Below are 23,339 nucleotides of genomic sequence, written 5' to 3'. Positions count from 1 at the left end.
CTCCTCGTTCCCGGTCTCGAAGGCCCGGACCGCCAACTCCCGACACGGTGGACAGGCAGGCACGGTCCGGGACTTGCTCAGGCCGCCGGGCGAGCGGCCTGGCCGACGACGGCGACGACCTCCACCTCGATCTGTGCCTCCGGCCTGAACAGCTTCGGCACCTCGAAGGTCATGCTGGTGGGTGGGGTGCCGGTGAGGAACTCCCGCCGCACGGCGCCGTATTCCTGGAGCTTGCCGATGTCGGTGAGGTACGTGCGGATGTTGACGATGTCCGCGAGCGTGCCGCCGTGGGCCTTCAGCAGGGCGTCGAGCGTCTCGAAGACACCGCGGCTCTGCTCGGCGAGGGTGGCGCCCTCGGCGATCTGACCGGAGACGAACAACAGGGCGCCGCCGTCGGCCTGTTCGACACGGGCGACCTGCGAGTAGTACGGGCTCAGGGGCTGGGGTGCGCCGGCGGGGTTGTCGAGGGTGACCTTCATGGGGGTCCTTGTCGTCGGGGGTCGGCCGGTGCGGATGCGGGCGGCGGCCGCGGCGAGGTCCTCGCCGGGTGCGGCGACCCGGCGGTAGTGCGCCAAGGCGGCTTCGGTCACGGGCAGGTGGGCCGTGCGCGTGGCGAGGTCGAGGTCCTTCACCGCGAGGGGGGCGTCGAAGTGTACGTTCTCGGCGAAGGCGCGGGCGACGACCTGGGCGAGGGGGCCGTTGGCGAGGGCGGTGCGGGCGGTGTCGTCGTCCAGGCCCAGGGCGTCGGCGAGACGGAGGGCCTCGGCGACCACGGCGACCCCGCTGATGACGGCCGAGTTGAGGACGAGCTTGAGGGCGGCGCCGGAGCCGAGGGGGCCGGTGCGGGTGACGTGCCCGAGGTGGGCGAGTACGTGTTCCACGCCGGTCGCGTCACCGCCCGCGAGGATGCCGAGAGTACCCGTGGCCGCCTTGTCGGTACTGCCCATGACGGGCGCGTCGACGAGGGTGACCCCCGCGGGGAGCCCGGCCGCCAGCGCACGCACCGCGTCCGGGCCGACGGTCGACATCTCGATCCAGTGGGTGCCGGGGCGCAGGGCCGCTGCGGCGGCCTCCGCGACCGCGGCGAGCGCCTCGGGACCGGCGAGCATGCTGACGACGACGTCGGCGTCCCGGACCGCCCCGGCCGCCGACCCGGCCACCCGGGCGCCCTCGGCGAGCAGCGGTTCCGCCTTCTCCGCGGTGCGGTTCCAGACGGTCAAAGGGTGTCCTGCGGCGCGGAGTTGACGGGCCATCGGGGCGCCCATGCGTCCCAGGCCGAGGAATGCGATGTGCTCCATGGCGCCGACGCTAGATCCGCTCACGGGATGCGACAAGCGAATGTCTAGCATGGTCGCCATGCCGAGTCCGCATCCCAGTGCCGATGTCTCCACCGTCTGGCTGCGCGCCTTCCTCGAGGTCGCCCGCCAGGGTTCGTTCACGCTCGCCGCGCGCGGTCTCGGCTGGACCCAGTCCGCGGTGTCCCGGCAGATCGCCGCGCTGGAGGCGGCGCTCGGCGGGGCGCCCCTGTTCGACCGGCTGCCGCGGGGCGTACGGCTCACCGAGGCGGGCCGGGTCCTCGTACCGCACGCGGAGACCGTCGTGGAGGCGCTGCACGGGGCCGGGCGGGAGCTGGCGGCGCTGCGTGAGGTGGCGGGCGGGCGGCTGCGGTTCGGGGCGTTCGCCACGGCCGACGCCGCGCTGGTGCCGCTCGCCCTCGCCGCGTTCAGCCGCCGGCACCCCCGGGTCCGGCTGACCCGCGAGGAGGGACTCACGCCCGCCCTCCTGGACCGGCTCACCGCCGGCCACCTCGATCTGGCGGTGGTCTCCACCACGGGCCGCGCGCCCCTGGACTCCTACGACCTCCACCACCTCCTCGACGAGTCCCTGTACGTCGCCGTCCCCACGGCGCACGAACTGGCGGGCTCCGGTCCGGTGCGGCTCGGCCGGTTCGCCGACGCCGACTGGATCTCCGGCAGCGCCCGCCCGGAGGGCACCCTGCTCGACGCGGCCCTGCGGCAGGGCTTCCGCCCCCGCGTCGCCCACGTGGTCGCCGAGTGGACCGCCAAGCAGGGCTACGTCGCCGCGGGCCTCGGCGTGACCCTGGTCCCGGCCCTCGCCGCCACGTCGGTACGCCCGGACGTCGCGCTGGTGCCGGTGCTGGACGAGGGCGCCCCGGCCCGAGCGGTGTACGCGGCGACCGCGCGGGGGCGGGCGTCGACACCCGCGGCGGAGGCGTTCGTACGGGCGCTGCGGGAGGCGGCCGGGCGGGTGGGCGCGGGCCCTGGGGGCGGGGCGGAGGGGCGGGTGGGCGCGCCGGGTGCGGGACGGGTCGCGGCGCCGGAGCGGCGGTGACTCGGTCGCGGGTCGGCGGGGGTGCTGGGACGGCTGCCACCCGGCACCCGGCACCCGGCACCCGGCACCCGGCACCCGGCACCCGGCACCCGGGAACGTGACAACCGGCACCCGGGAACGTGACAACCGGGCCGAGTGTGCGGCCGATTTCCAGGCGGTGCCGGTGTTCGTGCTGCTCGCACTCATGAGCCCGTTCCCACACCCTCCCCCGGGTCCCGCACCATGGCGTGGAGCACTTCCGTCACGCGATACTTCAGCCCTCTCCCCCACACCAGACGGAGGCTGAACTCCCGTGAGCGCACTACGTGTTCGGACAGTCGTCCTCGGATTCGGATTCGCCCTGACCGCCGGGCTCACGGTCACCCCGTGTCCGGCCGGTGCCGTCACCGCGCCGGCCGCCACCGCGCCGGCCACCACCGTCGAGGAGCGGCGGCTGGAGCAGGCCGTGCCCCAGGAGATCCTCCGGCGGTCCGGATTCGACGCGGTGGCACCGGAGTTCGCGCGGGCGCTCGGCTCGGCGCACAGCTACGCGCAGGCCCGCCGGGTCGTCGTACGCGAGGGAGCGGCGCTGTGGAAGCGGGCCGTGGACCGGGCGCAGGGGCGGGGGCCGGCCGGGGGTGATCTGAGCCGGGACGACGACCGGCCGCTGTACTGGGCGCGGTTGGGGATGACCCGGCAGGTGCGGTCGTGGGAGCCGGCGTTCGGGCTGAGCGAGCCGCGCCGGGCCGCGCTCCTCGACGAGCTGGAGCGGACCTCGCGGGGACAGACGGCGATCCGGTACCCGTCGGGGAAGGGGGTCAGGCGGATCCTCGTGACCGGCTTCGACCCGTTCACGCTCGACCGGGACATCCGGATCTCCAACCCGTCCGGGGCGACCGCGCTCGCGCTCGACGGCACGGTGATCGAGACCGCGCACGGACCGGCCCGGGTGGAGACGGCCGTGTTCCCGGTGCGGTGGCGGGACTTCACCGAGGGGACGGTGGAGCGGACCCTGCGGCCGTATCTCCGGCGGGTGGACCTGTTCACGACCGTGAGCCAGGGGCGGGTCGGCCGGTTCGACGTCGAGCGGACCAACGGGGCCTGGCGGGGCGGGTTCCCGGACAACGAGAACGTCGGGCTGACCGAGATCGTCCCGGTCGGCGATCCGGCCTCGCAGCCGCAGTGGACGACGACGACCCTGCCGTACGCGGCCATCGTCGCGGCGGGCACCGGTCCGTTCCCGGTCTACGACAACACGAGCGTGACCGAGATACCGGCGGGCGGCACCGAGGCCGTCGTACGGCCGGACGGGCCGACGGCGGGGTCGACCGCCCGGGCCGGGGGCGGTGGGAACTACCTCTCCAACGAGATCGCCTACCGGGCCACGCTGCTGCGGGACCGGCTCGGGCTGCACGACGTCCTGCCGGGTGGCCATGTGCACACGCCCGTGCTGCAGTTCGGGACGGGGAACACCACCGAGGTCACCGACCCCGAGTTCGTGCGCAACCGGCTGGACATCATCGGCCAGGTCCGGGCGATCCTCACCGTGGCCGCGGACGCCACCGCCGCGGACGCTAGTGCGACGGAGCGAACGCGAGGCTGACGCCGAGGCCGGCCAGGACCGAGCCGATGACCTTGTTGAGGACCTTCTGGCCGCGCAGCATCAGGGATCGCATGCGGTCGTGGGAGAAGAAGACCGCGACCACGCCGAACCACAGCAGGTGGGCCAGCGACATGAACAGGCCGTAGCCCACCTGCTGGTAGACCGGGGTGCCGGGGCTGACGACCTGGGCGAAGGTGGAGACGACGAACAGGGTCGTCTTCGGGTTGAGGACGTTGGTGAGGAACCCCGAGCGCAGGGCCTTCAGCGGGGTCAGGTCGGACCGGGTCTCCAGGTCGACCCGCACCTCGCCGCGGGTGCGGAAGGTGCGGACGCCGATGTAGACCAGGTAGGCGGCGCCGACCAGCTTGATGATCGTGAACAGGAAGGTGGAGGAGGCGATCAGCAGGCCCACGCCGAGCATCGTGTAGGTGACGTGCACGAGGACGCCCGCGGCGACGCCGATCGCGGCGAACAGGCCGGTGCGGCGGCCGTGGAGGTAGCTGTTGCGGACCACCATGGCGAAGTCGGCACCGGGGGCGATGACGGCCAGGACGGTGATGACGGCGACGGCGAGTATCTCGGTCATGCGATGGCCTCCTCGACCTCGTCGTCGTTGTCCTCGCGGGTCTGTTCGCCGAGCAGCTCACGGGCCATGAGGGTGGCGCCCGCGACCGCGCCCGGCATCAGGAACACCGCGACGAACGGCACCAGGAACGCCACGGCCAGGGGGGTGCCGAAGCCCCAGACGAGGGTCTTGCGGGAGCGGAGCAGGGCGAGCCGGTCCCGCAGCTCGACGCCGCGGCGCTGCATGGCGACGGCGACGAGCTCCTCGGTGAGGAAGAACCCGGTGACGAAGAACCCGAGCACGGGGACGACGCTCTGCCCGAGGAACGGGACGAACCCGAGGGCGAAGAGCAGCACGCCCCACAGCGCGGCCCGGACCAGGATCCGCAGGCTGTCCCGCGCCGAGATCAGCAGCTCGCGCCAGAGGGGGAGCCCCGACTCGGGCGCGGTGCCGTCCGGGGAGACGTCCCGGTCGACCTTCTCGGAGAGGTTCTCGTAGAAGGGCTGGCCGATCAGGAGGGTGACGGCGGTGAAGGTGAGGACGGACAGGAGCAGCGCGAGGGCCCACAGCACGACGGTCAGGAAACCGCGGAACAGTCCGAGCCAGGGGCTGGACCAGTCGTCGGCGAACGGGGTGGCCCAGACGACGAAGTCCTCGCCCCAGATCGCGAGCGCGACCAGCGCCGCCGCGTACAGCACGAGGGTGATGAGCCCCGGGACCAGCCCGAACCCGTACTGCTTGCCGTGCCGGGCCACCCACCGCTGGCCCTTCAGGAGATAGCTGAAACCCGCCCCGAGATCGCGCATGCCCGAACTCTATCGGGCGGCACCGACACCGGACCTGGGGCCGCACCCCACCCCACCGGCCCCGTCCTCCCCCGTGCCCTCACCTCGCCATCGGCCCCGTCCTCCCCCGTGCCCTCACCCAACTCCCTCTTGTTCCGGTTGAGTCGAACAGGTACATGTCGCCGTACCGATCTCAGGAAGCTCCCGGAGGAGGTACGACGCGTGCGCACGACGAGAACCGCCCCTGCGAGACCCGTACTGATCGCGGCCCTCGCCCTCGGCACCGCAGGTTCGCTGCTGCTCGGCCCGCAGTCGGCCGGTGCCGACCCCCGGCCCGTCACCCGGGAGGGGGCCGCGCTCGACCAGCGCGCGGCGCGGGCCCCCGCGAGCGCCGCGAGGAGGGCCCTCGCCGAGGAGAGCGCCCTCGGCGGAGCCGTCCGCGGCTACCCCCGCGAGCAGGTCCTCTCCCCCGACCTGGAGAACCCCGCCGACAAGTCCCTCAAGCTCGGCCTCACCCCGTACCACGCGATCGCCCCGAAGCTGAACGTGCTCCAGGCACTCGGCGACCGGGTCAGCGTCGAGGTCACCGGGCGGTCGGCCGGCGGGCACCGCCTGTACCTGGTCACCGTCACCGCGCCCGAGACGGCCCGCCAGGCCCGCGCCCAGGAGCGGATGCGCGACCTCATCGAGAACGCCCCCGCGCGGGCCGCCAAGTCACCTGAGATCAAGGCGGGTTACAAGGCGCCCGTCTTCTTCAACAACAACATCCACGGCAACGAGTGGGAGGGCACCGACGCCTCCCTGAAGCTCATCGAGCAGCTCGCCACCGCGACGGACGCGAGGACCCGCGAGCTGCTCTCCCGCTCCCGCCTCTACTTCAACATCACCGCCAACCCGGACGGCCGCATCGCCGGCACCCGGGCGAACGCCAACGGGTTCGACATGAACCGGGACTTCGTCACCGCCTCGCAGCCCGAGACCCGCGCCATGCGGCGGATCGAGATCGACAAGCAGCCCGCCGTCATGCTCGACCTGCACGGTTACGTCAACGGCACGCTCATCGAGCCCACCACTCCCCCGCACGGCGAGAACTACGAGTACGACCTGTTCCTGAAGAACACCTACGCCAACGCCCTCGGCATGGAGGCCGCGGTCAACGGCCTCGGGTACACACCGCGGACGGACGGTGTCGAGCCCGCGCAGATCCCCTTCCGGGACCAGGAGGAGGGCTGGGACGACTGGCCGCCGGTCTTCACCCCGCAGTACGCGGCCTTCCACGGCACGGTCGCCGCGCACACGGTCGAGATCCCGTTGCAGGTGAACAACGCGGCCGACGACAGCCTGCCGGTGGCGGAGCTGCGGCGCCGGTCGGCGGTCAACGTCGCCGTGGCGGGCGCCGCGCTCCGCGCGACCCTGGACTTCGTACGGGAGCGGCGGCAGGGCCTGATCGCCGACCAGATCGAGGTGTTCCGGCGCGGCGCCGCGGGCGCGGCCCAGGTGCCGGTCTCCGCCGCGACGGTCCCCGGGGTGCCCGGCATCGGCCCGGAGGACGTCTACACGACCACCTTCCCGCGCGCCTACGTCCTGCCCGCCGGCGGGTCCACCGCGACCGCCCGCCTGGTCGACCACCTCCTCGCCAACGACGTCCGCGTCACCCGCGCGAGCCACTCCTTCCGACTCGGTGCGAGGTCGTACCCGAAGGGCTCCTACGTCGTCGACATGCGCCAGCCCAAGCGCGGTCTCGCCAACGCGCTGCTGGCCGACGGGCGGGACATCAGCGACAAGGTCACGGTGATGTACGACATCTCGGGCTGGAGCCTGGGCCGGCTGTGGGGCGCCGAGGTGACGGCCGTGCCGAGGGGTAGCCTCACCGGCCTGCCGTTGCGTGCCGTGCGCGAGGCCGCGCCCGTGGGGTACGTCGCCCCGCGCGGCGCCCTGCGGCTGCGCCTGGACGACCCGCGGGCGGTCGCCGCCGCCAACTCCCTGCTCCGGCAGGGTGTCGCGGTACGGCAGACGGGCGACGGGGGCAGCGCGATCGTCCCGGCGTCGGCGCGCGCGCAGGCCGCCGAGGCGGCGCGCGCCTACGACGTCGCCTTCGACGCCACGACCCTCGTCGGCGCACGGGCGCTGCCCCGCACCCGGGTCGCCGCCGCGGTCGCCCCCGGTGAGCTGTTCGCGCTGCGCGAGATGGGCTTCGAGGTCACACCGGTGTCGACGGCGGTGCTCAACGGCGGCTTCGACTGGACCTCGGTCGATGTCCTCCTCGTCTCGACGGGCCTGGACCACACCGCCCTGACGGCGGCCGCCCGCACGGCCCTGGACGCCTTCCTGGCGGACGGCCACGGTCTGGTCGGGCGGGGTGTCACGGGAGCCGAACTCGGCGCCGCCACGGGCCTGTCGACGGCGAAGGCGGTCGAGGGCAACGGGGACGCCAACGGTGTGGTGCGGGTGGTGAACTCGGGACGGCTGACGGCCGGTGCCCCCGGCCACGGGTTCGTGTACGCGCCCGTCTGGTTCACCGATCTCGGCCCCGAGGTCCGCGTGGAGCAGTCCTACGCGGCCGGGAACCCCCTTGTCTCCGGGCACTGGCGCCCGTCGGCGGACGGCACCGGCGGGCCTTCCGCCGCGGCCGGCCGGCCCTCGGTCGTCAGCGGTCCGCAGTCGGTCCTCTTCGGCACCGAACCCCTCTTCCGGGATCATCCGAAGGGGGAATTCCCGCAGGTCGCAAGGGCGTTGTTCAGCATGGCTGACGCCGGCCGGCGGTAAGAGCAGTCAAGGAGAGCGGATGACTCAGGAGATCCACGGCAGCGTCGCCGACGGTTTCGAGGCGGTGCGCGAGGAGTTCGCCGCGTTCGTGGCCGGTGAACGCCCCGACTACGAGGGTCAGTTGTGCGCCTACGTGCACGGCCGCAGGGTCGTCGACCTGTGGGCGGGTGACGGCAACGAAGCCGACTCGCTGCACGCCGTGTTCTCGTCGACGAAGGGTGCCGCGCATCTCGTGGTCGCTCTCCTCGTCCAGGACGGCACACTCGAGCTGGACCGCAAGGTGACCTACTACTGGCCGGAGTTCGCGGCCGAGGGCAAGGGCCAGCTGACCCTGCGCGACCTGATCACGCACCGGGCCGGACTGGTGGGCCTGGACGCCGGGTTCAGCCGGGACGAGCTCGCCGACGACCGGGTGATCGCCGAACGCCTCTCCGATCAGCGCCCGTTCTGGCGCCCCGGTACGGCCTTCGGCTACCACGCCCTGGTCATCGGCGCGCTCACCGGCGAGGTGGTCCGGCGGGCGACGGGCCGTTCGATCCAGGAGCAGTGGGAGGAGCGCGTGCGGGCCCCGTACGGCCTGGACTTCCACCTCGGTCTGCCGGCGGCCCTGGAGCCGAGGTTCCGCTCCGCGCAGCCGATGCTGCCCACCCCCACCCAGCAGGTCCAGATCGACGCCATGCCCACCGGCCCGCACACCCTGGCCTCGATCGCGTTCAACACGCACGTCCCGGACCCCGGTGACCTGGTGGAGCACGCCAACTCCCGCACCGTGCGCGCCAAGGGACCGGCGTCGGCGGGCGGGGTGGCGGCGGCGCGGGGCCTGGCCGGTATGTACGCGGCGGCGATCAGCGAGGTGGGTGACCGGCCGCCCCTGCTCAAGCCGGACACGATCGCGGAGATCGGCCAGATCCACTCCAGCGGCCACGACCTGGTGGCCGGCGAGTACCGCGCCTACGGCCTGGGCTTCCAGGCGATCGCCGACACCCGGCACCGGTTCCTGGGCGCCGGCACGTTCGGCCACAGCGGCGCGGGCGGCTCCCAGGCCTTCGCGGACGCCCGCAGCGGCCTGGCCTACGGCTACACCCGCCGTCGGCTCGCCTTCCCCGGCGGCGCGGCCCCGGAGAACGACCGGCTGGTGAAGGCGGTGCACAGCGCGGCGCTGACCCTGGGCGCGTGACACGGACGAGAGGCCGCACCCCACGTCCGGGGGGCGGCCTCTCGTCGTACGCGATCAGACCAGCGTCACGCTGATGTTGCCGCGGGTGGCCTTGGAGTACGGGCAGACCTGGTGGGCCTTCTCCAGCAGGGCCTTGGCGGTCTCGGCGTCGACGGCCGGTATGGAGGCCGAGATCTCGACGATGAGGCCGAACCCGTCGTCGTTCCTGCCGATGCCGACCTTCGCGGTGACGGTCGAGCCGGAGATGTCGGCCTTCTCCTGGCGGGCGACCACGCCGAGGGCGCCCTGGAAGCAGGCGCTGTAGCCGGCGGCGAACAGCTGCTCGGGGTTGGTGCCCTCGCCGCTGCCGCCCATCTCCTTGGGCGGGTTCACGACGACGTCGAGCCTGCCGTCCTCGGTGGCCACCCGGCCGTCGCGACCGTTCTCGGCGGTGGCGACGGCGGTGTAGAGGACGTCGGACTGCTGGATGGACATGCGGTGTCTACCTCCTGGGTCCGCCGCGACTCGCGCCCACGATCGCCGACGGTTTCGGAAAGAAGTTACCGCATGTCGGAAACCCAGTGAAGGCTCAGAGCTTGACGATCATCTTCCCGGTGTTGTCGCCGCGCAGGACGCCGAGGAAGGCCTCCAGGTTGTTCTCGATGCCCTCGACGACGGTCTCGCGGTACTTGAGCGCGCCCGAGGCCACCCAGGGACCGACCTCCTGGACGAACTGCGGCTGAAGGTCGTAGTGATCGCCGACGAGCAGGCCCTCGATACGGCCGCGGGTCTGGATGAGACGGGCGAGGTTGCGCGGGCCGGGGGCGGGCTCGGTGTTGTTGTAGACCGAGATCATGCCGCAGACGGCGATCCGCCCATGCAGGTTCAGCGAACCGATGGCGGCCTCCAGGTGGTCCCCGCCGACGTTGTCGAAGTAGACGTCGATCCCGTCCGGGGCGGCGGCGCGCAGCTGCTCGCCGACCGGGCCGCTCTTGTAGTTGAAGGCGGCGTCGAAGCCGTACTCCTCGACGAGGAGCTTGACCTTCTCGTCGGAACCCGCCGAGCCGATGACGCGCGAGGCGCCCTTGAGCTTGGCGATCTGACCGACCTGGCTGCCGACGGCACCGGCGGCACCGGAGACGAAGACGCTGTCGCCCTCCTTGAAGGCGGCGGTGCGCAGCAGCCCGGCGTAGGCGGTGAGGCCGGTCATGCCGAGGACGCCGAGGTAGGTGGACAGGGGGGCGGCGTCCGGGTCGACCTTGACGGCCTGCTGGGCGTCGATCGTGGCGTACTCGCGCCAGCCGCCGAAGTGCAGGACGTGGTCACCGACGGCCACGCCGTCCGCCTCGGAGGCGACGACCTCACCGACGGCACCGCCCTGCATGACCTTGCCGAGCTCGAAGGGAGCGGTGTAGGACTTGGCGGCGCTCATCCGGCCGCGCATGTACGGGTCGACGGACAGGTACTTGTTCCGTACGAGCACCTGCCCCTCGGCGGGCTGCCGGACCTCCGCCTCGACCAGGGCGAAGTCCTCGGGCTTCGGCCAGCCGACGGGGCGGGAGAGGAGGTGCCACTCGCGGTTGATCATGACAGGAGCCTTTCGGATTTACTTCAGTACCTGAAACAACCATGCTCCTGAATATTTCAGGTTGTCAAGTAATGGGGGTATCGTGAAGCCATGGCCACCCCGGAGAAGACCGCCCGCCCCGACCCGCTGACCCTCGAGGTCGTCGAGCTGATCGGCGACGTCGTGGCGCGTTACCACGCGGACTTCGAGGAGGCGGCGGCGGAGCACGCGCTGACCGGGGCGCAGGCGCGGCTGCTGAGCCTGCTGTCCCTGGAACCGCTGCCGATGCGCAAGCTGGCCCACAAACTCCGCTGCGAGCCGTCGAACGTCACGGGGATCGTGGACCGGCTGGAGTCCCGCGGGCTGGTCGAACGCCGCCCCGATCCGGCGGACCGCCGTGTGAAGCTGGCCGCGGTGACGGAGGAAGGGCGGGGGGTGGCCCGGACCCTGAGGGACGATCTGCGCTTCGCCCGCGAACCGTTGGCGGGGTTGTCGCACGAGGAGCGGCGGGTCCTTCGGGGGTTGCTGCAACGCATGCTGACCGCGTAGCGGTCCCCGCACCGCCACCGTTTCTCGCCCCCGCCGCCCCTACCCGTCCCATACCAAGGGGCTGCCGCCCCTTCGACCCCCGTCCTGGGGGCTGCGCCCCCAGACCCCCCACCGGCCCTGAAGGGGCCTCGTCCTCAAACGCCGGACGGGCTGAAAGATGCGCACCGGCGCCACGACGGGAAGGGAAGAGGTGCGCCCCCCACGAACGGGCCACTGGCGCCACGGCGAGGAGGGGACGTACCGGGGGGTGCCCGCCCGCAGTGTCGGGCGTCCGACTTGCGGCACAGCTTGGTCCTACGGGACCGCCCGACCGAGGACGGACACCCCCCGGTGCGGCCCCGACCCACAACGCACCGTCAGGTACACCACCACAGAAAACGGTCGCACTCGCTCGGCGACGGAGCCGGCGTGGGATCGGACGTCGTAGGGGCGGCCGTAGGCGTCGCGGACGCGGCCGGACTCGTGGCCGCAGGAGCCGTCGTGGCCGGGTTCGGGGCAGAGGCCGCCGCCGACTGCGCGTCCGTGTCGACGGACTCCGACGCGGACACCGACGCCGAGACAGAGGCAGACGCCGAGGCGTCCGGCGAAGCCGAGGAGGAAGCCGCAGCCGTACCGCTTTCGTCGGCCAGAGGCTCCGCCGTCTCGTCGGCCGCCTCCGACGCACCCCCGTCCGCCGACTCCCCGCCCGCGGCAGCCGGCGTGGGCGACGACCCGGGCGCGTCCAGACCCAGCTCCGCGAGACTCAGACCCCCCGCGGCGAGGATGAACCCCGCGGCGATCAGCAACGTCCGACGCCGCCGACGCCGATGCGCCGCCGCCTTGCGGTCACGCCGACTCGTGACACCACCAGCGACGTCGTCCTCATAGGCGTCGACAGCGACGTCGCTGTCGACCTCGACCTCATACGCCCCGCCACCGATCCCCGCATACGGGTCGGCCCCCAAGTCCGTGGACGCGCGTAGCTGTTCGGCAGAAGTGCCGCACCCCGGGCAGGCGAGGGCGCCGTTGAGGTGCCGTCGGCACGGGAGGCAGTAGTCCATGACGCGGGAAGGTTAAGTTCCGAACCGGGGCCGTTCCTAGAGCCGCCTGTGAATGTTGTGTGGGGAACCAGCCCTTCCGGCGCGGCGGACCGAGGACGATCCACCCCATCCCACCGAAACCGGCATCACGCCAAAACGCGCCGGACCGAGCCGGTCCCCCGCCGCTCAGGTCGGCTTGCGGGTCGTCATCACCCGCTGGATCAGGATGAACACACCCAGCAGCACACCCGTCGCGATCTTCGTCCACCAGGAACTCAGCGTCCCCTCGAACTGGATGATGCTCTTGATCAGCCCCAGCACCAGAACGCCGAACAGCGTGCCGAGGACGTACCCCGAGCCACCGGTGAGCAGCGTGCCGCCGATGACGACCGCGGCGATGGCGTCGAGTTCCATGCCCACGGCGTGCAGCGGGTCACCGGACTGGATGTAGAGCATGAAGAGCAGGCCCGCGAGCGAGGAGCAGAACCCGCTCAGCGTGTAGACGGCGATCTTCGTGCCGCCGAGCGGCAACCCCATCAGCAGCGCCGACTGCTCGTTGCCGCCGATGGCGTAGATCCGGCGTCCGAAGCGGGTGTAGTGCAGGAGGTAGAAGGCGGCCGCCAGCACGGCCAGCGCCACCAGCGCGCCGATCGACAGGTCCCCCAGCCCCAGCGTCACCCGCGTCTCCGCGAGGCTGCTGACCGAGGAGTCGTTGATGGCGATCGACTCCTTGCTGATGACGAGGCACAGTCCGCGGAAGAGGAAGAGTCCGGCGAGCGTCACGATGAACGGCTGGATCTCGAAGTTGTGGATGACGTAGCCCATGAGGAAGCCGCCGAACGCCCCCACTCCCAGGGAGATGGGGATGACCGCCAGCAGGGGCAGCCCGACGTCCTGGACCAGCCACGCCGTGAGCATCGTGGTGAAGCCGATGACGGAGCCGACGGACAGGTCGATGCCGCCGGAGAGGATGACGAAGGTGGCTCCGACGGCGGCGACGAGGAGGTAGCTGTTGTCGATGAACAGGTTGAGGAAGACCTGCGAGTCGCCGAAGCCGTAGTTCACGTAGCGGCTCAGTCCGCCGATGTACATCGCGAGGAACAGCGCCGCCGTGACCAGGACGGGCAGCCGCCGGTCACCGAGCAGGCGCGTGGCCTGGGACGGTGTGCGGGTCTGCGGTGTCGTGGGGGTCTTGGTGGTCGTACTCATCACGACACCTCCATCTTGGGAGCGGGGTCGGCGGGCTCGGTGACCACGGCGGGCGCGGCCGCGGGCGGGGTCTTCGCCCGGGCGCCGAAGACCTTGGTGCGGAACTTCGGGGACTGGAGCAGGCAGACGACGATGACGACGGCGGCCTTGAAGACCAGGTTGGTCTGGGTGGGGACGCCGATGGTGTAGATCGTGGTGGTCAGGGTCTGGATGACCAGGGCCCCCACGACCGTGCCGCCGATGGAGAAGCGGCCGCCCAGCAGTGACGTGCCGCCGATCACGACCGCGAGGATCGCGTCCAGCTCGATCCACAGGCCGGCGTTGTTGCCGTCCGCCGCCGAGGTGTTGGAGCTGATCATCAGGCCGGCGATGCCCGCGCACAGGGCGCAGAAGACGTACACCATGATCTTGATGCGCAGCGAGCGGATGCCGACCAGGCGGCTGGCCTCGGCGTTGCCGCCGACGGACTCGACGAGCAGGCCGAGGGCCGTGCGGCGGGTGAGTGCCACCGTCACGGCCACCACGGCGGCGACCACGAAGATGGAGAAGGGCAGGGTCAGCCAGTAGCCGCCGCCGATGAGCTTGTACGGCTCGCTGTTGATGGTGATGATCTGGCCGTCGGTGATCAGCTGGGCGACGCCGCGGCCGGCGACCATGATGATCAGGGTGGCGATGATGGGCTGGATGCCCATCCGGGCCACCAGGAAGCCGTTCCACAGGCCGCAGACGACCGCCGCGATCAGGCCGAGGCCCATCGCCAGCAGCACTCCCGACAGGGCGTCCTGGTCCTTCTGGTCGCTGATGTAGGAGCAGGTCAGGGCGCCGGTGATGGCGACGACCGCGCCGACCGAGAGGTCGATGCCGCCGGTGGCGATGACCAGGGTCATGCCGACCGCCACCAGGATCAGGGGCGAGCCGAACAGGACGATCGAGACGAGGCTGCCGTAGAGGTGGCCGTCCGTCATGTGGATCGCGAAGAAGTCGGGGGTGAAGGGGACGTTGACGAGCAGCAGGGCGATCAGGACGGCCACCGGCCAGAAGAGGTTGTGGCGTGTCAGCGCTCGCCAGCGGGAGGTGGTGGTCACGTCAGTTCTCCGCTCGCGATGGTCTCGAGGATCTTGCTGGTGGTGATGTCGGGCCCGTTGGTGAGCCGCGCCACCAGCTTGCGGTCGCGCAGCACCCCGATGGTGTGGCTGAGCCGGAGCACCTCCTCCAGCTCGGCCGCGATGTAGAGGACGGACATGCCGTCCTCGGAGAGGGAGACCACCAGTTTCTGGATCTCGGTCTTGGCGCCGATGTCGATGCCGCGGGTCGGCTCGTCGAGGATCAGCAGCTTGGGCTGGGTGATCAGCCAGCGGGCCAGGAGCACCTTCTGCTGGTTGCCGCCGCTCAACTGGCCCACGCGGGCCTCGGGGTTGGCGGGGCGGATGTCGAGGGCCCTGATGTACTTGGCGACCAGTTCGTCGCGCTGGGCGGCCGGGATGGGCCGGGTCCAGCCGCGGGCGGCCTGGAGGGCGAGGATGATGTTCTCGCGCACGGTCAGGTCGGGGACCAGGCCCTCGGCCTTGCGGTTCTCCGAGCAGAACGCGACCCCGGCGCCGATGGCGTCGTTCGGGGCGCTCATGGAGACCTGCTTGCCGCCGATGGTGACCTTGCCGCTGTCGGGCTGGTCGGCGCCGAAGAGCAGGCGGGCCAGTTCGGTGCGGCCGGAGCCCAGCAGGCCTGCCAGGCCCACGACTTCGCCCTTCTTGATGTCGAGGTCGAAGGGGGCGATGCCGCCGCTCCTGCCGAGGCCCTCCGCGGTGAGCAGCGACTCGCCGACGTCCGCGTGGAGTTGGTGGTCGTGCAGCTCCTCCAGCTGGTCGAGCGCCTTGCCGATCATCAGCTCGATCAGCTGGACCTGGTCGAGGTCGCGGACCATGTGCTCGCCGACCAGGGTGCCGTTGCGCAGCACGGTCATGCGGTCGCAGATCTCGTAGATCTGGTCGAGGAAGTGGGAGACGAAGAGGATCGCGACGCCCTCGTCCCGCAACTGCCGCATGAGGCGGAAGAGTTCGAGGACCTCGTCGCGGTCGAGGCTGGAGGTGGGCTCGTCCAGGACCAGCACCTTGGTGCGGGAGCCCGCGCCGTCGCTGTCGCCGTGGCCCACCGACCGTACGATCGCGACGAGTTGCTGCACGGCGAGCGGGTACGAGGACAGCGGGGCGCTCACGTCGATGTCGAGGCCGAGCCGGTCGACCATCTCCGCGGCCTGCCGGCGCATCTGCTTCCACTGGATGCGGCCCGCGCGGGTGGGTTCGCGGCCGATGAAGATGTTCTCCGCCACCGAGAGGTTGGGGCAGAGGTTGACCTCCTGGTAGACCGTGCTGATGCCGGCGTGCTGCGCCTGTAGCGGGCTGTCGATCCGCACGGGCCGGCCGTCGAGGGTGATGGTGCCGCCGTCCAGGGGGTGGACCCCGGTCAGCACCTTGATCAGGGTGGACTTCCCCGCCCCGTTCTCCCCCATCAGGGCGTGGATCTCGCCGGGGAAGAGCCGGAAGTCGACGCCCGACAGAGCCCGTACCCCCGGAAACTCTTTGACTATGCCCGTCATCTCCAGGACGGGCTGCGGCTCTGCCATGGCAGCGCTCCTCACGGAATCGGTTCGGCCCGGGGCGGTGGTGGGCCGCGGCGGGCCGGGCCCGCGGGGAGCCGTCCCGGCCGAGGTGTGGTCGGCCGGCCGGGGGCTCCCCGCCGGTGGGTGCGGTCGGTCAGTACTTGCGGGTGGGGAGCGCGTCCTTCGCCTGGTCCTGCATGAAGTCGCCCTCCTTGGTCTTGATCCAGCGCTCGACCTTGCCGCCCTCGTGAACCGTCTTGACGACCTCCATCAGCTGGGGGCCGAGCAGCGGGTTGCACTCGACGATGGCGTTGATCTTGCCCTCGGACATGGCCACGAAGCCGTCCTTCACGCCGTCGATGGAGACGATCAGGATGTCCTTGCCGGGCTTCTTGCCGGCCGCCTCGATGGACTGGATGGCGCCGATGGCCATGTCGTCGTTGTGCGCGAAGAGCACGTTGACGTCCGGGTTGGACTGGAGGAAGGCCGCCATGACCTGCTTGCCGCCGGCGCGGGTGAAGTCACCGGTCTGGCTGACGACGATCTTCCAGTCGTCCGCGTGGTCGGCGTCCATGACCTCCTTGAAGCCCTTGGCGCGCTCGATGGCGGGGGCGGCACCGGTGGTGCCCTCCAGCTGGGCGATCTTCACGGGGCCCTTGAGGCCGGCCTTCTCGATGACCTTCTCGAGGATCTTGGCGGCGCGGCGGCCCTCGTCGGTGAAGTCGGAGCCGACCAGGGTGACGTAGAGGGAGTCGTCGGAGGTCTCGACGGAGCGGTCGGTGAGGACGACCGGGATCTTCGCGGCCTTGGCCTCCTTGAGCACCGCGTCCCAGCCGGTGACGACCACCGGGGAGAAGGCGATGACGTCCACCTTCTGCGCGATGTAGCTGCGGATGGCGGAGATCTGGTTCTCCTGCTTCTGCTGGGCGTCGGAGAACTTCAGGGTGTAACCGGCCTCCTTCGCCGCGGACTTGACCGAGTCGCTGTTGGCGGTGCGCCAGCCGCTCTCGGAGCCGACCTGGGAGAAGCCGAGGGTGATGGCCTTGCTGCCGCCGCCGGAGGAGCCGGTGTCGGAGCTGTCGTCCTCCTTGGCGCAGGCCGCCAGGGTGCCCGCCGCCGCCACGCCGATCGCCGCAGTGAGGAAGTTCCTTCTGTTGAGCATGTTTCTTCTCCTTTGAAGAGCCGGCCCGGGAAGGACCGCTGTTACTCGGGGACCGACCGCACTGCGTCCAGCCTGTCGATCATTATTCGAAATATCGGTCACACTGGTGTGCGAATTTGACTGGCTGAGGTCGGGTCAGTCGGGAGCGGTGCTGGCGCGGACGACGAGCTGGGGCTCGATGGCGACCCCGGGCGTCCCGGACGGGGCCCGGCCCTCGATGAGGTCCAGCAGCAGGGCGATGCTCCGCTGGCCCACCGTCGCGAAGTCCTGCCGGACGGTGGTGAGCGGTGGAGCGAAGAACTCCGATTCGGGGATGTCGTCGAAGCCGACCACCGCGACGTCCTGCGGGGTGCGCACCCCCGCCTCACGCAGGGCCCGCAACGCCCCCAGTGCCATCTGGTCGTTGGCGACGAAGACGGCGGTCAGTCCACGGCCCACCCAGCCGGCCAGTTCCTGGCCCGCCCGGTAGCCCGACAGCGGACTCCAGTCCCCCCTGAGCGGCTGCGGCGGCTCGATGCCCGCCGCCTCCAGGGTGGCCCGCCAGCCCGCCTCCCGGTCCGCCGCCTCCTGCCAGTCCTCGGGTCCGGCGAGATGCCAGACCGTGCGGTGCCCGGCGGCGAGCAGATGCCCGGTGGCCAGCCGCGCCCCCAGCCGCTGGTCCACGTTGACGCTGGGGATCTCCGCGCCGGAGCCGGTTCCCACGGCCACCACCGGGAAGGGGTGGCGCAGTTCGGCGAGCGCCTCGACCGCGGAACGCTGCGGGGCGAGGGCGATCACCCCCTCCACACCGCCCTCGCTGAGGTGGTCCAGCGCCTCGGAGAGGGTCTCCACCGCCAGTCTGCGCAGACTGACCGTCGAGACGGTGTACCCCGCGGCGCGGGCCGCGTCCTCCAGGGCGAACAGCGTGCTGGCCGGCCCGTAGAGCGTGGTGTTGGAGGCGACCACACCCAGGGTCCGGGTGCGGCGGGTGACCAGGGCCCGTGCGGAGGAGTTGCGGCGGTAGCCCATCTCCTCGATCGCGCGCAGCACCTTGGCCCGGGTCTCGTCCCGCACGTTGGGGTGGTCCCCCAGCACTCGGGACACGGTCTGGTGCGACACCCCGGCCAGGCGTGCCACATCGGCCATGGTGGGCGGCCGGAGCTGTAAGTGGTTCACGGCCGCACCTCCTCGGCGGTCACGGGCGGGAGCACTACCGACACGACGCTCGAACCTCCTTGGATGCCGGTCGGCATCGATCGGTGAATGCGGAGGTCATTGTGAGCGCTAACAATTCGCGGCGGTCAAGAGGGCTGCAGAAGGTGGGTCGTCACGGTTGAATAACGCAGCAGGCTGCGGGAGTCGTGATCTCGGACGGATGTGCACGCCACCAAAACCGTTACGCCGTTCGACCACCCGACCCATTGACACCCCGACCACGTCGTCCTTACGGTCGGGCCAGCATTTCGAACGTGAGCCGAAATTTCGAACAAGTCGGAAAGTCTAGGGAGTAGCTGACGTGCGCATCACGGGAATCAGCACGCACGTGGTCGGGACGCCGTGGCGGAACCTGACCTATGTCCAGGTGCACACCGACGAGGGACTCACCGGGATCGGCGAGACCCGCATGCTGGGCCACACCGACGCCCTGCTCGGATACCTGCGTGAGGCAGAGGTCAACCACATTCTCGGGTCGGACCCGTTCGCTGTCGAGGACCTCGTCAAGCGGATGAAGTACGGCGACTACGGGCGCGCCGGCGAGATCGTGATGTCCGGCATCGCCGTCATCGAGATGGCCTGCTGGGACATCAAGGGCAAGGCCCTGGGCGTCCCCGTCTGGCAGCTGCTGGGCGGCAAGGTCACCGACAAGGTCAAGGCGTACGCCAACGGCTGGTACACCACCGAGCGGACCCCGGAGGCCTACCACAAGGCCGCCCGGGGGGTCATGGAGCGCGGCTACAAGGCGCTGAAGATCGACCCCTTCGGCACCGGCCACTTCGAGCTGGACCACGAGCAGAGCCTGTACGCCGTCTCCCTCATCGAGGCCGTCCGGGACGCCATCGGCCCCGACGCCGAGCTGATGCTGGAGATGCACGGCCGCTTCTCCCCGGCCACCGCCGTCCGCCTCGCCAAGGACCTCGCCCCCTTCAAGCCCGCCTGGCTGGAGGAGCCGGTCCCGCCGGAGAACCTCAAGGCGCTGGAGAAGGTCGCCGCCAAGGTCGACATGCCGGTCGCCACCGGTGAGCGGATCCACGACCGCATCGAGTTCCGCGAGCTCTTCGAGAGCCAGGCCGTGGACATCATCCAGCCCGACGTCGGCCACATCGGCGGCATCTGGGAGACCCGGAAGCTGGCCGCGACCGCCGAGACCCACTACATGCTGGTGGCCCCGCACAACGTCGGCGGCCCGGTGCTGACCGCCGCCTCGCTCCAGGTCGGCTTCACCGCGCCGAACTTCAAGATCCTGGAGCACTTCAACGACTTCGCCGACGCCGACATCAAGAAGGTCGTCAAGGGCGCCCCGCAGGTCGTGGACGGTTACTTCCACCTCTCCGACGCCCCGGGCCTCGGTGTCGAGCTGGACGTCGACGCGGCGGCCGAGTTCCCGCAGCAGCAGGCCCGCTTCGACCTGTGGGCCGAGGGCTGGGAGCGGCGCCAGCCGAAGGGCACCCAGGCGTGAGCACCGCCGTCGTCATCGAGGCGCCCGGGGAGCACCGGCTCGTCGAGCACACCCCTCGTGAGCCCGGCGCCGGGGAGGCCCTGGTCCGCGTCCACGCGGTCGGGATCTGCGGCAGCGACCGCGAGGTCTACCAGGGCAACCGGCCCGAGGGCTACGTCCGTTACCCGCTGACGCCCGGCCACGAGTGGTCCGGCACGGTGGCAGCGGTGGGCTCCGGCGTCCCGGCCTCGCTGGTCGGCCGCAAGGTGGTGGGTGAGGGCTTCCGCAACTGCCAGGTCTGCGACCGCTGCCACGCGGGCGAGACCACGCTGTGCACGGCCGGCTACGAGGAGACGGGCTTCACCGAGCCCGGCGCCATGGCCGCCACCCTCACCCTGCCGGCCCGGCTGCTGCACGCTCTCCCGGAGGACGCCGACCTGACGGCGGCGGCGCTCCTGGAACCGGCCGCGTGCATCGCCGCGGCCGCGCTCAAGGCGAACGCACGACCCGGTGAGCGGGTCGCGGTCGTGGGCACGGGCACGCTCGGGATGTTCGCCGTGCAGTTCCTCAAGGCGGGCTCGCCGGCGGAGCTGCTGGTGGTGGGCACCCGCCCGGACCGCGCGGAGCTGTCGAAGAAGTTCGGCGCCACCGACTTCCGCGTCCGGGACGAGGAGCTGCCGGGCGACTTCGACGTGGTCATCGAGACCGCCGGTTCGGCGTCCGCCGCGAACACCGCCTCCGCGCTGCTGCGCCGCGGCGGGCGACTGGTCCTGACCGGTATCCCGGCCGCGGGCGCCGACGGCCTCGACCCCACCGACCTCGTCGTACGCCAGCTGGAGGTGCACACCGTGTTCGGGGCGCCGCCGGAGGCCTGGGCCCACACCGTGCGGGTCTTCGGCGCCGGACTGCTCGACCCGCTGCCGCTCGTCACGCACGAGCTGCCGCTGGAGGAGTTCCCGGAGGCCATCGCGCTGGTGGGGTCCGGCGACCCGAAGGTCGGCAAGGTCCTGCTGCGGCCGTGACCCGCCCCGAGAGCCGTACGCCGGTACGGAGTACCTGACGACTCCGTACCGGCGTACATCCACAGTCCAGCGCACCCAGAGCCGCGATCCTCGTCCGAAATATCGAACCTGAAGGACAGCTTGTGACCGAGACCCCCGCCAGAGCGGCCCGACGACCCGGCGAGCAGGTACTCGCCGCACTGGGCCTGGACGCACCGGCCCTCGACCCGTCCGACGCGTCCCCGCACACCTTCCCCGGCGGCGGCCGCTGGCGCACCGAAGTGCCCTCCGTGGAGGGTCCCGAGGCCCTCGCCGTGGTCCTCAAGGAGTCCTCGCGGCTCGATGTGCCGGTCCACCGGATCAGCCAGGGCTCGGGCATCTGGATGCTCACCGACGCCGAGATCACCGAGATGGTGGAGGCGACCGCCGAGCGCGACATCGAGCTCTGCCTGTTCACCGGCCCCCGCGGCACCTGGGACATCGGCGGCTCCACCCGGACCGACTCCAAGGGCGGCGGGCTGCGGGCCCGTGGCCACGACGCGGTCGCGGGGTGTGTCGAGGACGCCGTGCGCGCCACCGAGCTGGGCGTGAAGTGCCTGCTCGTCGCGGACGAGGGCGTGCTGTGGACGCTGCACCGGGCCCGCGTCGCCGGGATCATCCCGGCGGACACCACGCTGAAGGTGTCGGCGCTGATCGGACCGGTGAACCCGACCGCGTACGCCGTCTACGAGAACCTCGGCGGCGACTCGATCAACGTGCCGAGCGATCTGACGCTCGATCACCTCACCGAGATCCGCCGGGTCTCCGGCGCCCCCATGGACATGTACATCGAGGCCCCCGACGACCTCGGCGGTTACATCCGGATGTACGAGGTCGCCGAGCTGATCCGGCGCGGCGCGCCGCTGTACCTGAAGTTCGGCCTGTCGAAGGCCCCCGGGATCTACCCGTACGGGCATCACCTGCGGGAGCTCACGCTGTCCACCGCCAAGGAAAGAGTGCGGCGCGGACGGCTCGCCCTGGACCTGCTCGCACGGCATGGAGCGGACGGCGACATGGCGCCGCTCGGCTCGCGGCTGCCGGGCGCGCTCAAGCGATTCGAAACGCCTGCATAACGTTCCGGACAACGCCCCTTCACAGAAGTCCACGGAGTCACACAGACTCCGACACAACTTCTCTCGGTCGACCGCACCACCGACAGGCGCCCGCACCGCCGGATCGCCCATGGCCTCTAGAACATCAAGGAAGATGATCATGCTGAACCGCAGAGCCGCACTCTCCGCCATAGCCACCTCGGCCGTCCTCGCCCTCACCCTGACCGCCTGCGGCCAGGACAGCGAAGGAGGCAGTGCGGAGGAATCGGGCAGCGCCAAGGGCGGCACCATCGGCATCTCGATGCCCACCAAGTCCTCCGAGCGCTGGATCGCCGACGGCAAGAACGTCGTGGCGGACCTGGAGGCCAAGGGCTACAAGACCAGCCTGGTCTACGGCGAGGACGACCCGGAGAACCAGGTCTCACAGATCGAGAACCTGATCACCAAGGGCGTCAAGGCGATCATCGTCGCGGCGATCGACAACAAGTCCCTCAACGGCGTGCTCCAGCAGGCCAAGGACGCGAACATCCCGGTCATCGCCTACGACCGCCTCATCCTCGGCACGGCCAACGTCGACTACTACGCGTCCTTCGACAACACCAAGGTCGGCGAGCTCCAGGCCAACTACATCGTCGACAAGCTCGGTCTGAAGGAGGGCAAGGGCCCCTTCAACATCGAGCTGTTCGCCGGCTCCAACGACGACAACAACACGAAGTACTTCTTCGGCGGCGCGATGAGCGTCCTGAAGCCGTACATCGACAGCAAGAAGCTGGTCGTCCAGTCCGGCCAGACGGGCCTCACCCAGGTCACCACGCTGCGCTGGGACGGCGCCACGGCGCAGAAGCGCATGGACGACATCCTCACCAAGTCGTACTCCAAGAAGAAGGTCGACGCGGTCCTCTCGCCGTACGACGGCATCTCGATCGGCATCCTGTCGGCGCTGAAGTCCGACGGCTACGGCACCAAGGCCAAGCCGCTGCCGGTCCTCACCGGCCAGGACGCCGAGCTCGCCTCGGTGAAGTCGATCATCGCGGGCCAGCAGACGCAGACCGTCTACAAGGACACCCGTGAGCTGGCCAAGGTCGCCGGCAGCATGGTCGACGCGGTCCTCAACGGCAAGAAGCCGGAGACCAACGACACCAAGACCTACGACAACGGCTCCAAGGTCGTCCCCGCCTACCTGCTGAAGCCGGTGAGCGTCGACAAGAGCAACTACAAGCAGGTCCTGGTCGACGGCGGCTACTACACCGAGGGCGACCTCAAGTAGTCCTGCCCCGCCTGTAGACAGAACAGAGATTGGAAGG

General features: G+C 71.0%; 20 protein-coding genes and 1 pseudogene. 9 read left to right on the top strand and 12 right to left on the bottom strand.

The genetic code is table 11. The features are described 5' to 3' along the window. Positions 1–77: 77 nt before the first annotated feature. A complete protein-coding gene (locus ACH41F_RS01485) occupies positions 78–479 on the bottom strand; it encodes a RidA family protein (RefSeq protein WP_398832767.1) in 402 nt (133 codons plus the stop codon). Positions 480–860: 381 nt separating this feature from the next. Next, positions 861–1,298, bottom strand: a pseudogene (locus ACH41F_RS01480) (NAD(P)-dependent oxidoreductase); the annotation flags it as partial. Between the two features lie 49 nt (positions 1,299–1,347). On the opposite strand from ACH41F_RS01480, the gene ACH41F_RS01475 reads away from it, so the two are divergent. Continuing rightward, positions 1,348–2,352 (top strand): LysR family transcriptional regulator, encoded by a 1,005-nt coding sequence (locus ACH41F_RS01475; protein ID WP_398832763.1) that lies wholly within the window; start codon positions 1,348–1,350, stop codon positions 2,350–2,352. A 292-nt stretch (positions 2,353–2,644) separates the two neighbouring features. Further along, a complete protein-coding gene (locus ACH41F_RS01470; protein ID WP_398832104.1) occupies positions 2,645–3,934 on the top strand; it encodes a pyroglutamyl peptidase in 1,290 nt (429 codons plus the stop codon). On the opposite strand, the gene ACH41F_RS01465 is transcribed toward ACH41F_RS01470, so the two are convergent. Further along, positions 3,906–4,520 (bottom strand): LysE family translocator, encoded by a 615-nt coding sequence (locus tag ACH41F_RS01465; protein ID WP_398832102.1) that lies wholly within the window; start codon positions 4,518–4,520, stop codon positions 3,906–3,908. The genes ACH41F_RS01470 and ACH41F_RS01465 overlap by 29 nt on opposite strands. Beyond that, entirely contained in the window at positions 4,517–5,305 is a 789-nt protein-coding gene (locus tag ACH41F_RS01460; RefSeq protein WP_398832100.1) for an EI24 domain-containing protein, read from the bottom strand. Before ACH41F_RS01460 ends, ACH41F_RS01465 begins: the two co-directional genes overlap by 4 nt. Before the next feature lie 201 nt (positions 5,306–5,506). Here ACH41F_RS01460 and ACH41F_RS01455 point away from each other — a divergent pair, with 201 nt between their 5' ends. Together ACH41F_RS01455 and ACH41F_RS01450 are read left to right on the top strand one after the other, a co-directional pair. After that, the gene (locus tag ACH41F_RS01455; RefSeq protein ID WP_398832098.1) at positions 5,507–8,050 is read left to right on the top strand and encodes a M14 family zinc carboxypeptidase; all 2,544 of its coding nucleotides are present in this window, start codon (positions 5,507–5,509) and stop codon (positions 8,048–8,050) included. A gap of 19 nt (positions 8,051–8,069) precedes the next feature. Next, positions 8,070–9,227 (top strand): serine hydrolase, encoded by a 1,158-nt coding sequence (locus ACH41F_RS01450; RefSeq protein WP_391229374.1) that lies wholly within the window; start codon positions 8,070–8,072, stop codon positions 9,225–9,227. Between the two features lie 54 nt (positions 9,228–9,281). Here ACH41F_RS01450 and ACH41F_RS01445 read toward each other — a convergent pair whose 3' ends face one another. Together ACH41F_RS01445 and ACH41F_RS01440 are read right to left on the bottom strand one after the other, a co-directional pair. After that, positions 9,282–9,701: an organic hydroperoxide resistance protein gene (locus ACH41F_RS01445; RefSeq protein WP_398832095.1), complete on the bottom strand. Its 420-nt coding sequence runs from the start codon at positions 9,699–9,701 to the stop codon at positions 9,282–9,284. A 94-nt stretch (positions 9,702–9,795) separates the two neighbouring features. Continuing rightward, positions 9,796–10,794 carry a zinc-binding dehydrogenase gene (locus ACH41F_RS01440; protein ID WP_391229370.1) on the bottom strand — a complete coding sequence of 333 codons (999 nt, stop codon included), beginning with the start codon at positions 10,792–10,794 and terminating at the stop codon, positions 9,796–9,798. Between the two features lie 90 nt (positions 10,795–10,884). Here ACH41F_RS01440 and ACH41F_RS01435 point away from each other — a divergent pair, with 90 nt between their 5' ends. Then, complete coding sequence (locus tag ACH41F_RS01435; protein ID WP_391229368.1) at positions 10,885–11,322, top strand: MarR family transcriptional regulator; 438 nt, start codon at positions 10,885–10,887, stop codon at positions 11,320–11,322. A 356-nt stretch (positions 11,323–11,678) separates the two neighbouring features. Here ACH41F_RS01435 and ACH41F_RS01430 read toward each other — a convergent pair whose 3' ends face one another. The 6 genes from ACH41F_RS01430 to ACH41F_RS01405 all read right to left on the bottom strand — a co-directional run bounded on the left by ACH41F_RS01430 (position 11,679) and on the right by ACH41F_RS01405 (position 18,463). After that, complete coding sequence (locus ACH41F_RS01430) at positions 11,679–12,362, bottom strand: hypothetical protein (RefSeq protein WP_398832092.1); 684 nt, start codon at positions 12,360–12,362, stop codon at positions 11,679–11,681. A 165-nt stretch (positions 12,363–12,527) separates the two neighbouring features. Then, positions 12,528–13,550: a galactofuranose ABC transporter, permease protein YjfF gene (gene yjfF, locus ACH41F_RS01425; RefSeq protein ID WP_398832090.1), complete on the bottom strand. Its 1,023-nt coding sequence runs from the start codon at positions 13,548–13,550 to the stop codon at positions 12,528–12,530. Beyond that, entirely contained in the window at positions 13,550–14,635 is a 1,086-nt protein-coding gene (locus tag ACH41F_RS01420) for an ABC transporter permease (RefSeq protein ID WP_391229364.1), read from the bottom strand. The genes yjfF and ACH41F_RS01420 overlap by 1 nt, the downstream gene beginning before the upstream one ends. Further along, the gene (locus ACH41F_RS01415; protein ID WP_398832088.1) at positions 14,632–16,170 is read right to left on the bottom strand and encodes a sugar ABC transporter ATP-binding protein; all 1,539 of its coding nucleotides are present in this window, start codon (positions 16,168–16,170) and stop codon (positions 14,632–14,634) included. The genes ACH41F_RS01420 and ACH41F_RS01415 overlap by 4 nt, the downstream gene beginning before the upstream one ends. A gap of 130 nt (positions 16,171–16,300) precedes the next feature. Then, positions 16,301–17,308, bottom strand: coding sequence for a substrate-binding domain-containing protein (locus ACH41F_RS01410; protein ID WP_391229360.1), 1,008 nt, complete (start codon positions 17,306–17,308; stop codon positions 16,301–16,303). Between the two features lie 135 nt (positions 17,309–17,443). Continuing rightward, complete coding sequence (locus ACH41F_RS01405; RefSeq protein ID WP_391229358.1) at positions 17,444–18,463, bottom strand: substrate-binding domain-containing protein; 1,020 nt, start codon at positions 18,461–18,463, stop codon at positions 17,444–17,446. Between the two features lie 340 nt (positions 18,464–18,803). Between ACH41F_RS01405 and ACH41F_RS01400 the strand changes: the two genes are divergently transcribed. From ACH41F_RS01400 to chvE, 4 genes are all read left to right on the top strand, one after another. Further along, a complete protein-coding gene (locus tag ACH41F_RS01400; protein WP_391229356.1) occupies positions 18,804–19,964 on the top strand; it encodes an enolase C-terminal domain-like protein in 1,161 nt (386 codons plus the stop codon). Beyond that, entirely contained in the window at positions 19,961–20,965 is a 1,005-nt protein-coding gene (locus ACH41F_RS01395; protein ID WP_398832085.1) for a zinc-binding dehydrogenase, read from the top strand. Before ACH41F_RS01400 ends, ACH41F_RS01395 begins: the two co-directional genes overlap by 4 nt. A 122-nt stretch (positions 20,966–21,087) precedes the next feature. Next, the gene (locus ACH41F_RS01390) at positions 21,088–22,056 is read left to right on the top strand and encodes a hypothetical protein (protein WP_391229352.1); all 969 of its coding nucleotides are present in this window, start codon (positions 21,088–21,090) and stop codon (positions 22,054–22,056) included. A 139-nt stretch (positions 22,057–22,195) separates the two neighbouring features. Beyond that, positions 22,196–23,302, top strand: coding sequence for a multiple monosaccharide ABC transporter substrate-binding protein (chvE, locus tag ACH41F_RS01385; RefSeq protein ID WP_391229350.1), 1,107 nt, complete (start codon positions 22,196–22,198; stop codon positions 23,300–23,302). The last annotated feature ends 37 nt before the right edge of the window (positions 23,303–23,339 follow it).

Source organism: Streptomyces sp. NPDC020489 (assembly GCF_044386545.1).
Taxonomy (GTDB): Bacteria; Actinomycetota; Actinomycetes; order Streptomycetales; family Streptomycetaceae; genus Streptomyces.
Note: the sequence above shows the minus strand (reverse complement) of the source record. Positions and strands in the feature narration are given on the sequence as shown.

What these genes read in the sequence shown, in the direction of transcription:
- ACH41F_RS01465 (WP_398832102.1), bottom strand. Translation starts at nt 4,520, where the DNA reads ATGACCGAGATACTCGCCGTCGCCGTCATCACCGTCCTGGCCGTCATC.
- ACH41F_RS01435 (WP_391229368.1), top strand. Translation starts at nt 10,885, where the DNA reads ATGGCCACCCCGGAGAAGACCGCCCGCCCCGACCCGCTGACCCTCGAG.
- ACH41F_RS01440 (WP_391229370.1), bottom strand. Translation starts at nt 10,794, where the DNA reads ATGATCAACCGCGAGTGGCACCTCCTCTCCCGCCCCGTCGGCTGGCCG.
- ACH41F_RS01430 (WP_398832092.1), bottom strand. Translation starts at nt 12,362, where the DNA reads ATGGACTACTGCCTCCCGTGCCGACGGCACCTCAACGGCGCCCTCGCC.
- ACH41F_RS01485 (WP_398832767.1), bottom strand. Translation starts at nt 479, where the DNA reads ATGAAGGTCACCCTCGACAACCCCGCCGGCGCACCCCAGCCCCTGAGC.
- ACH41F_RS01445 (WP_398832095.1), bottom strand. Translation starts at nt 9,701, where the DNA reads ATGTCCATCCAGCAGTCCGACGTCCTCTACACCGCCGTCGCCACCGCC.
- yjfF (WP_398832090.1), bottom strand. Translation starts at nt 13,550, where the DNA reads ATGAGTACGACCACCAAGACCCCCACGACACCGCAGACCCGCACACCG.
- ACH41F_RS01450 (WP_391229374.1), top strand. Translation starts at nt 8,070, where the DNA reads ATGACTCAGGAGATCCACGGCAGCGTCGCCGACGGTTTCGAGGCGGTG.
- chvE (WP_391229350.1), top strand. Translation starts at nt 22,196, where the DNA reads ATGCTGAACCGCAGAGCCGCACTCTCCGCCATAGCCACCTCGGCCGTC.
- ACH41F_RS01410 (WP_391229360.1), bottom strand. Translation starts at nt 17,308, where the DNA reads ATGCTCAACAGAAGGAACTTCCTCACTGCGGCGATCGGCGTGGCGGCG.
- ACH41F_RS01415 (WP_398832088.1), bottom strand. Translation starts at nt 16,170, where the DNA reads ATGGCAGAGCCGCAGCCCGTCCTGGAGATGACGGGCATAGTCAAAGAG.
- ACH41F_RS01475 (WP_398832763.1), top strand. Translation starts at nt 1,348, where the DNA reads ATGGTCGCCATGCCGAGTCCGCATCCCAGTGCCGATGTCTCCACCGTC.
- ACH41F_RS01460 (WP_398832100.1), bottom strand. Translation starts at nt 5,305, where the DNA reads ATGCGCGATCTCGGGGCGGGTTTCAGCTATCTCCTGAAGGGCCAGCGG.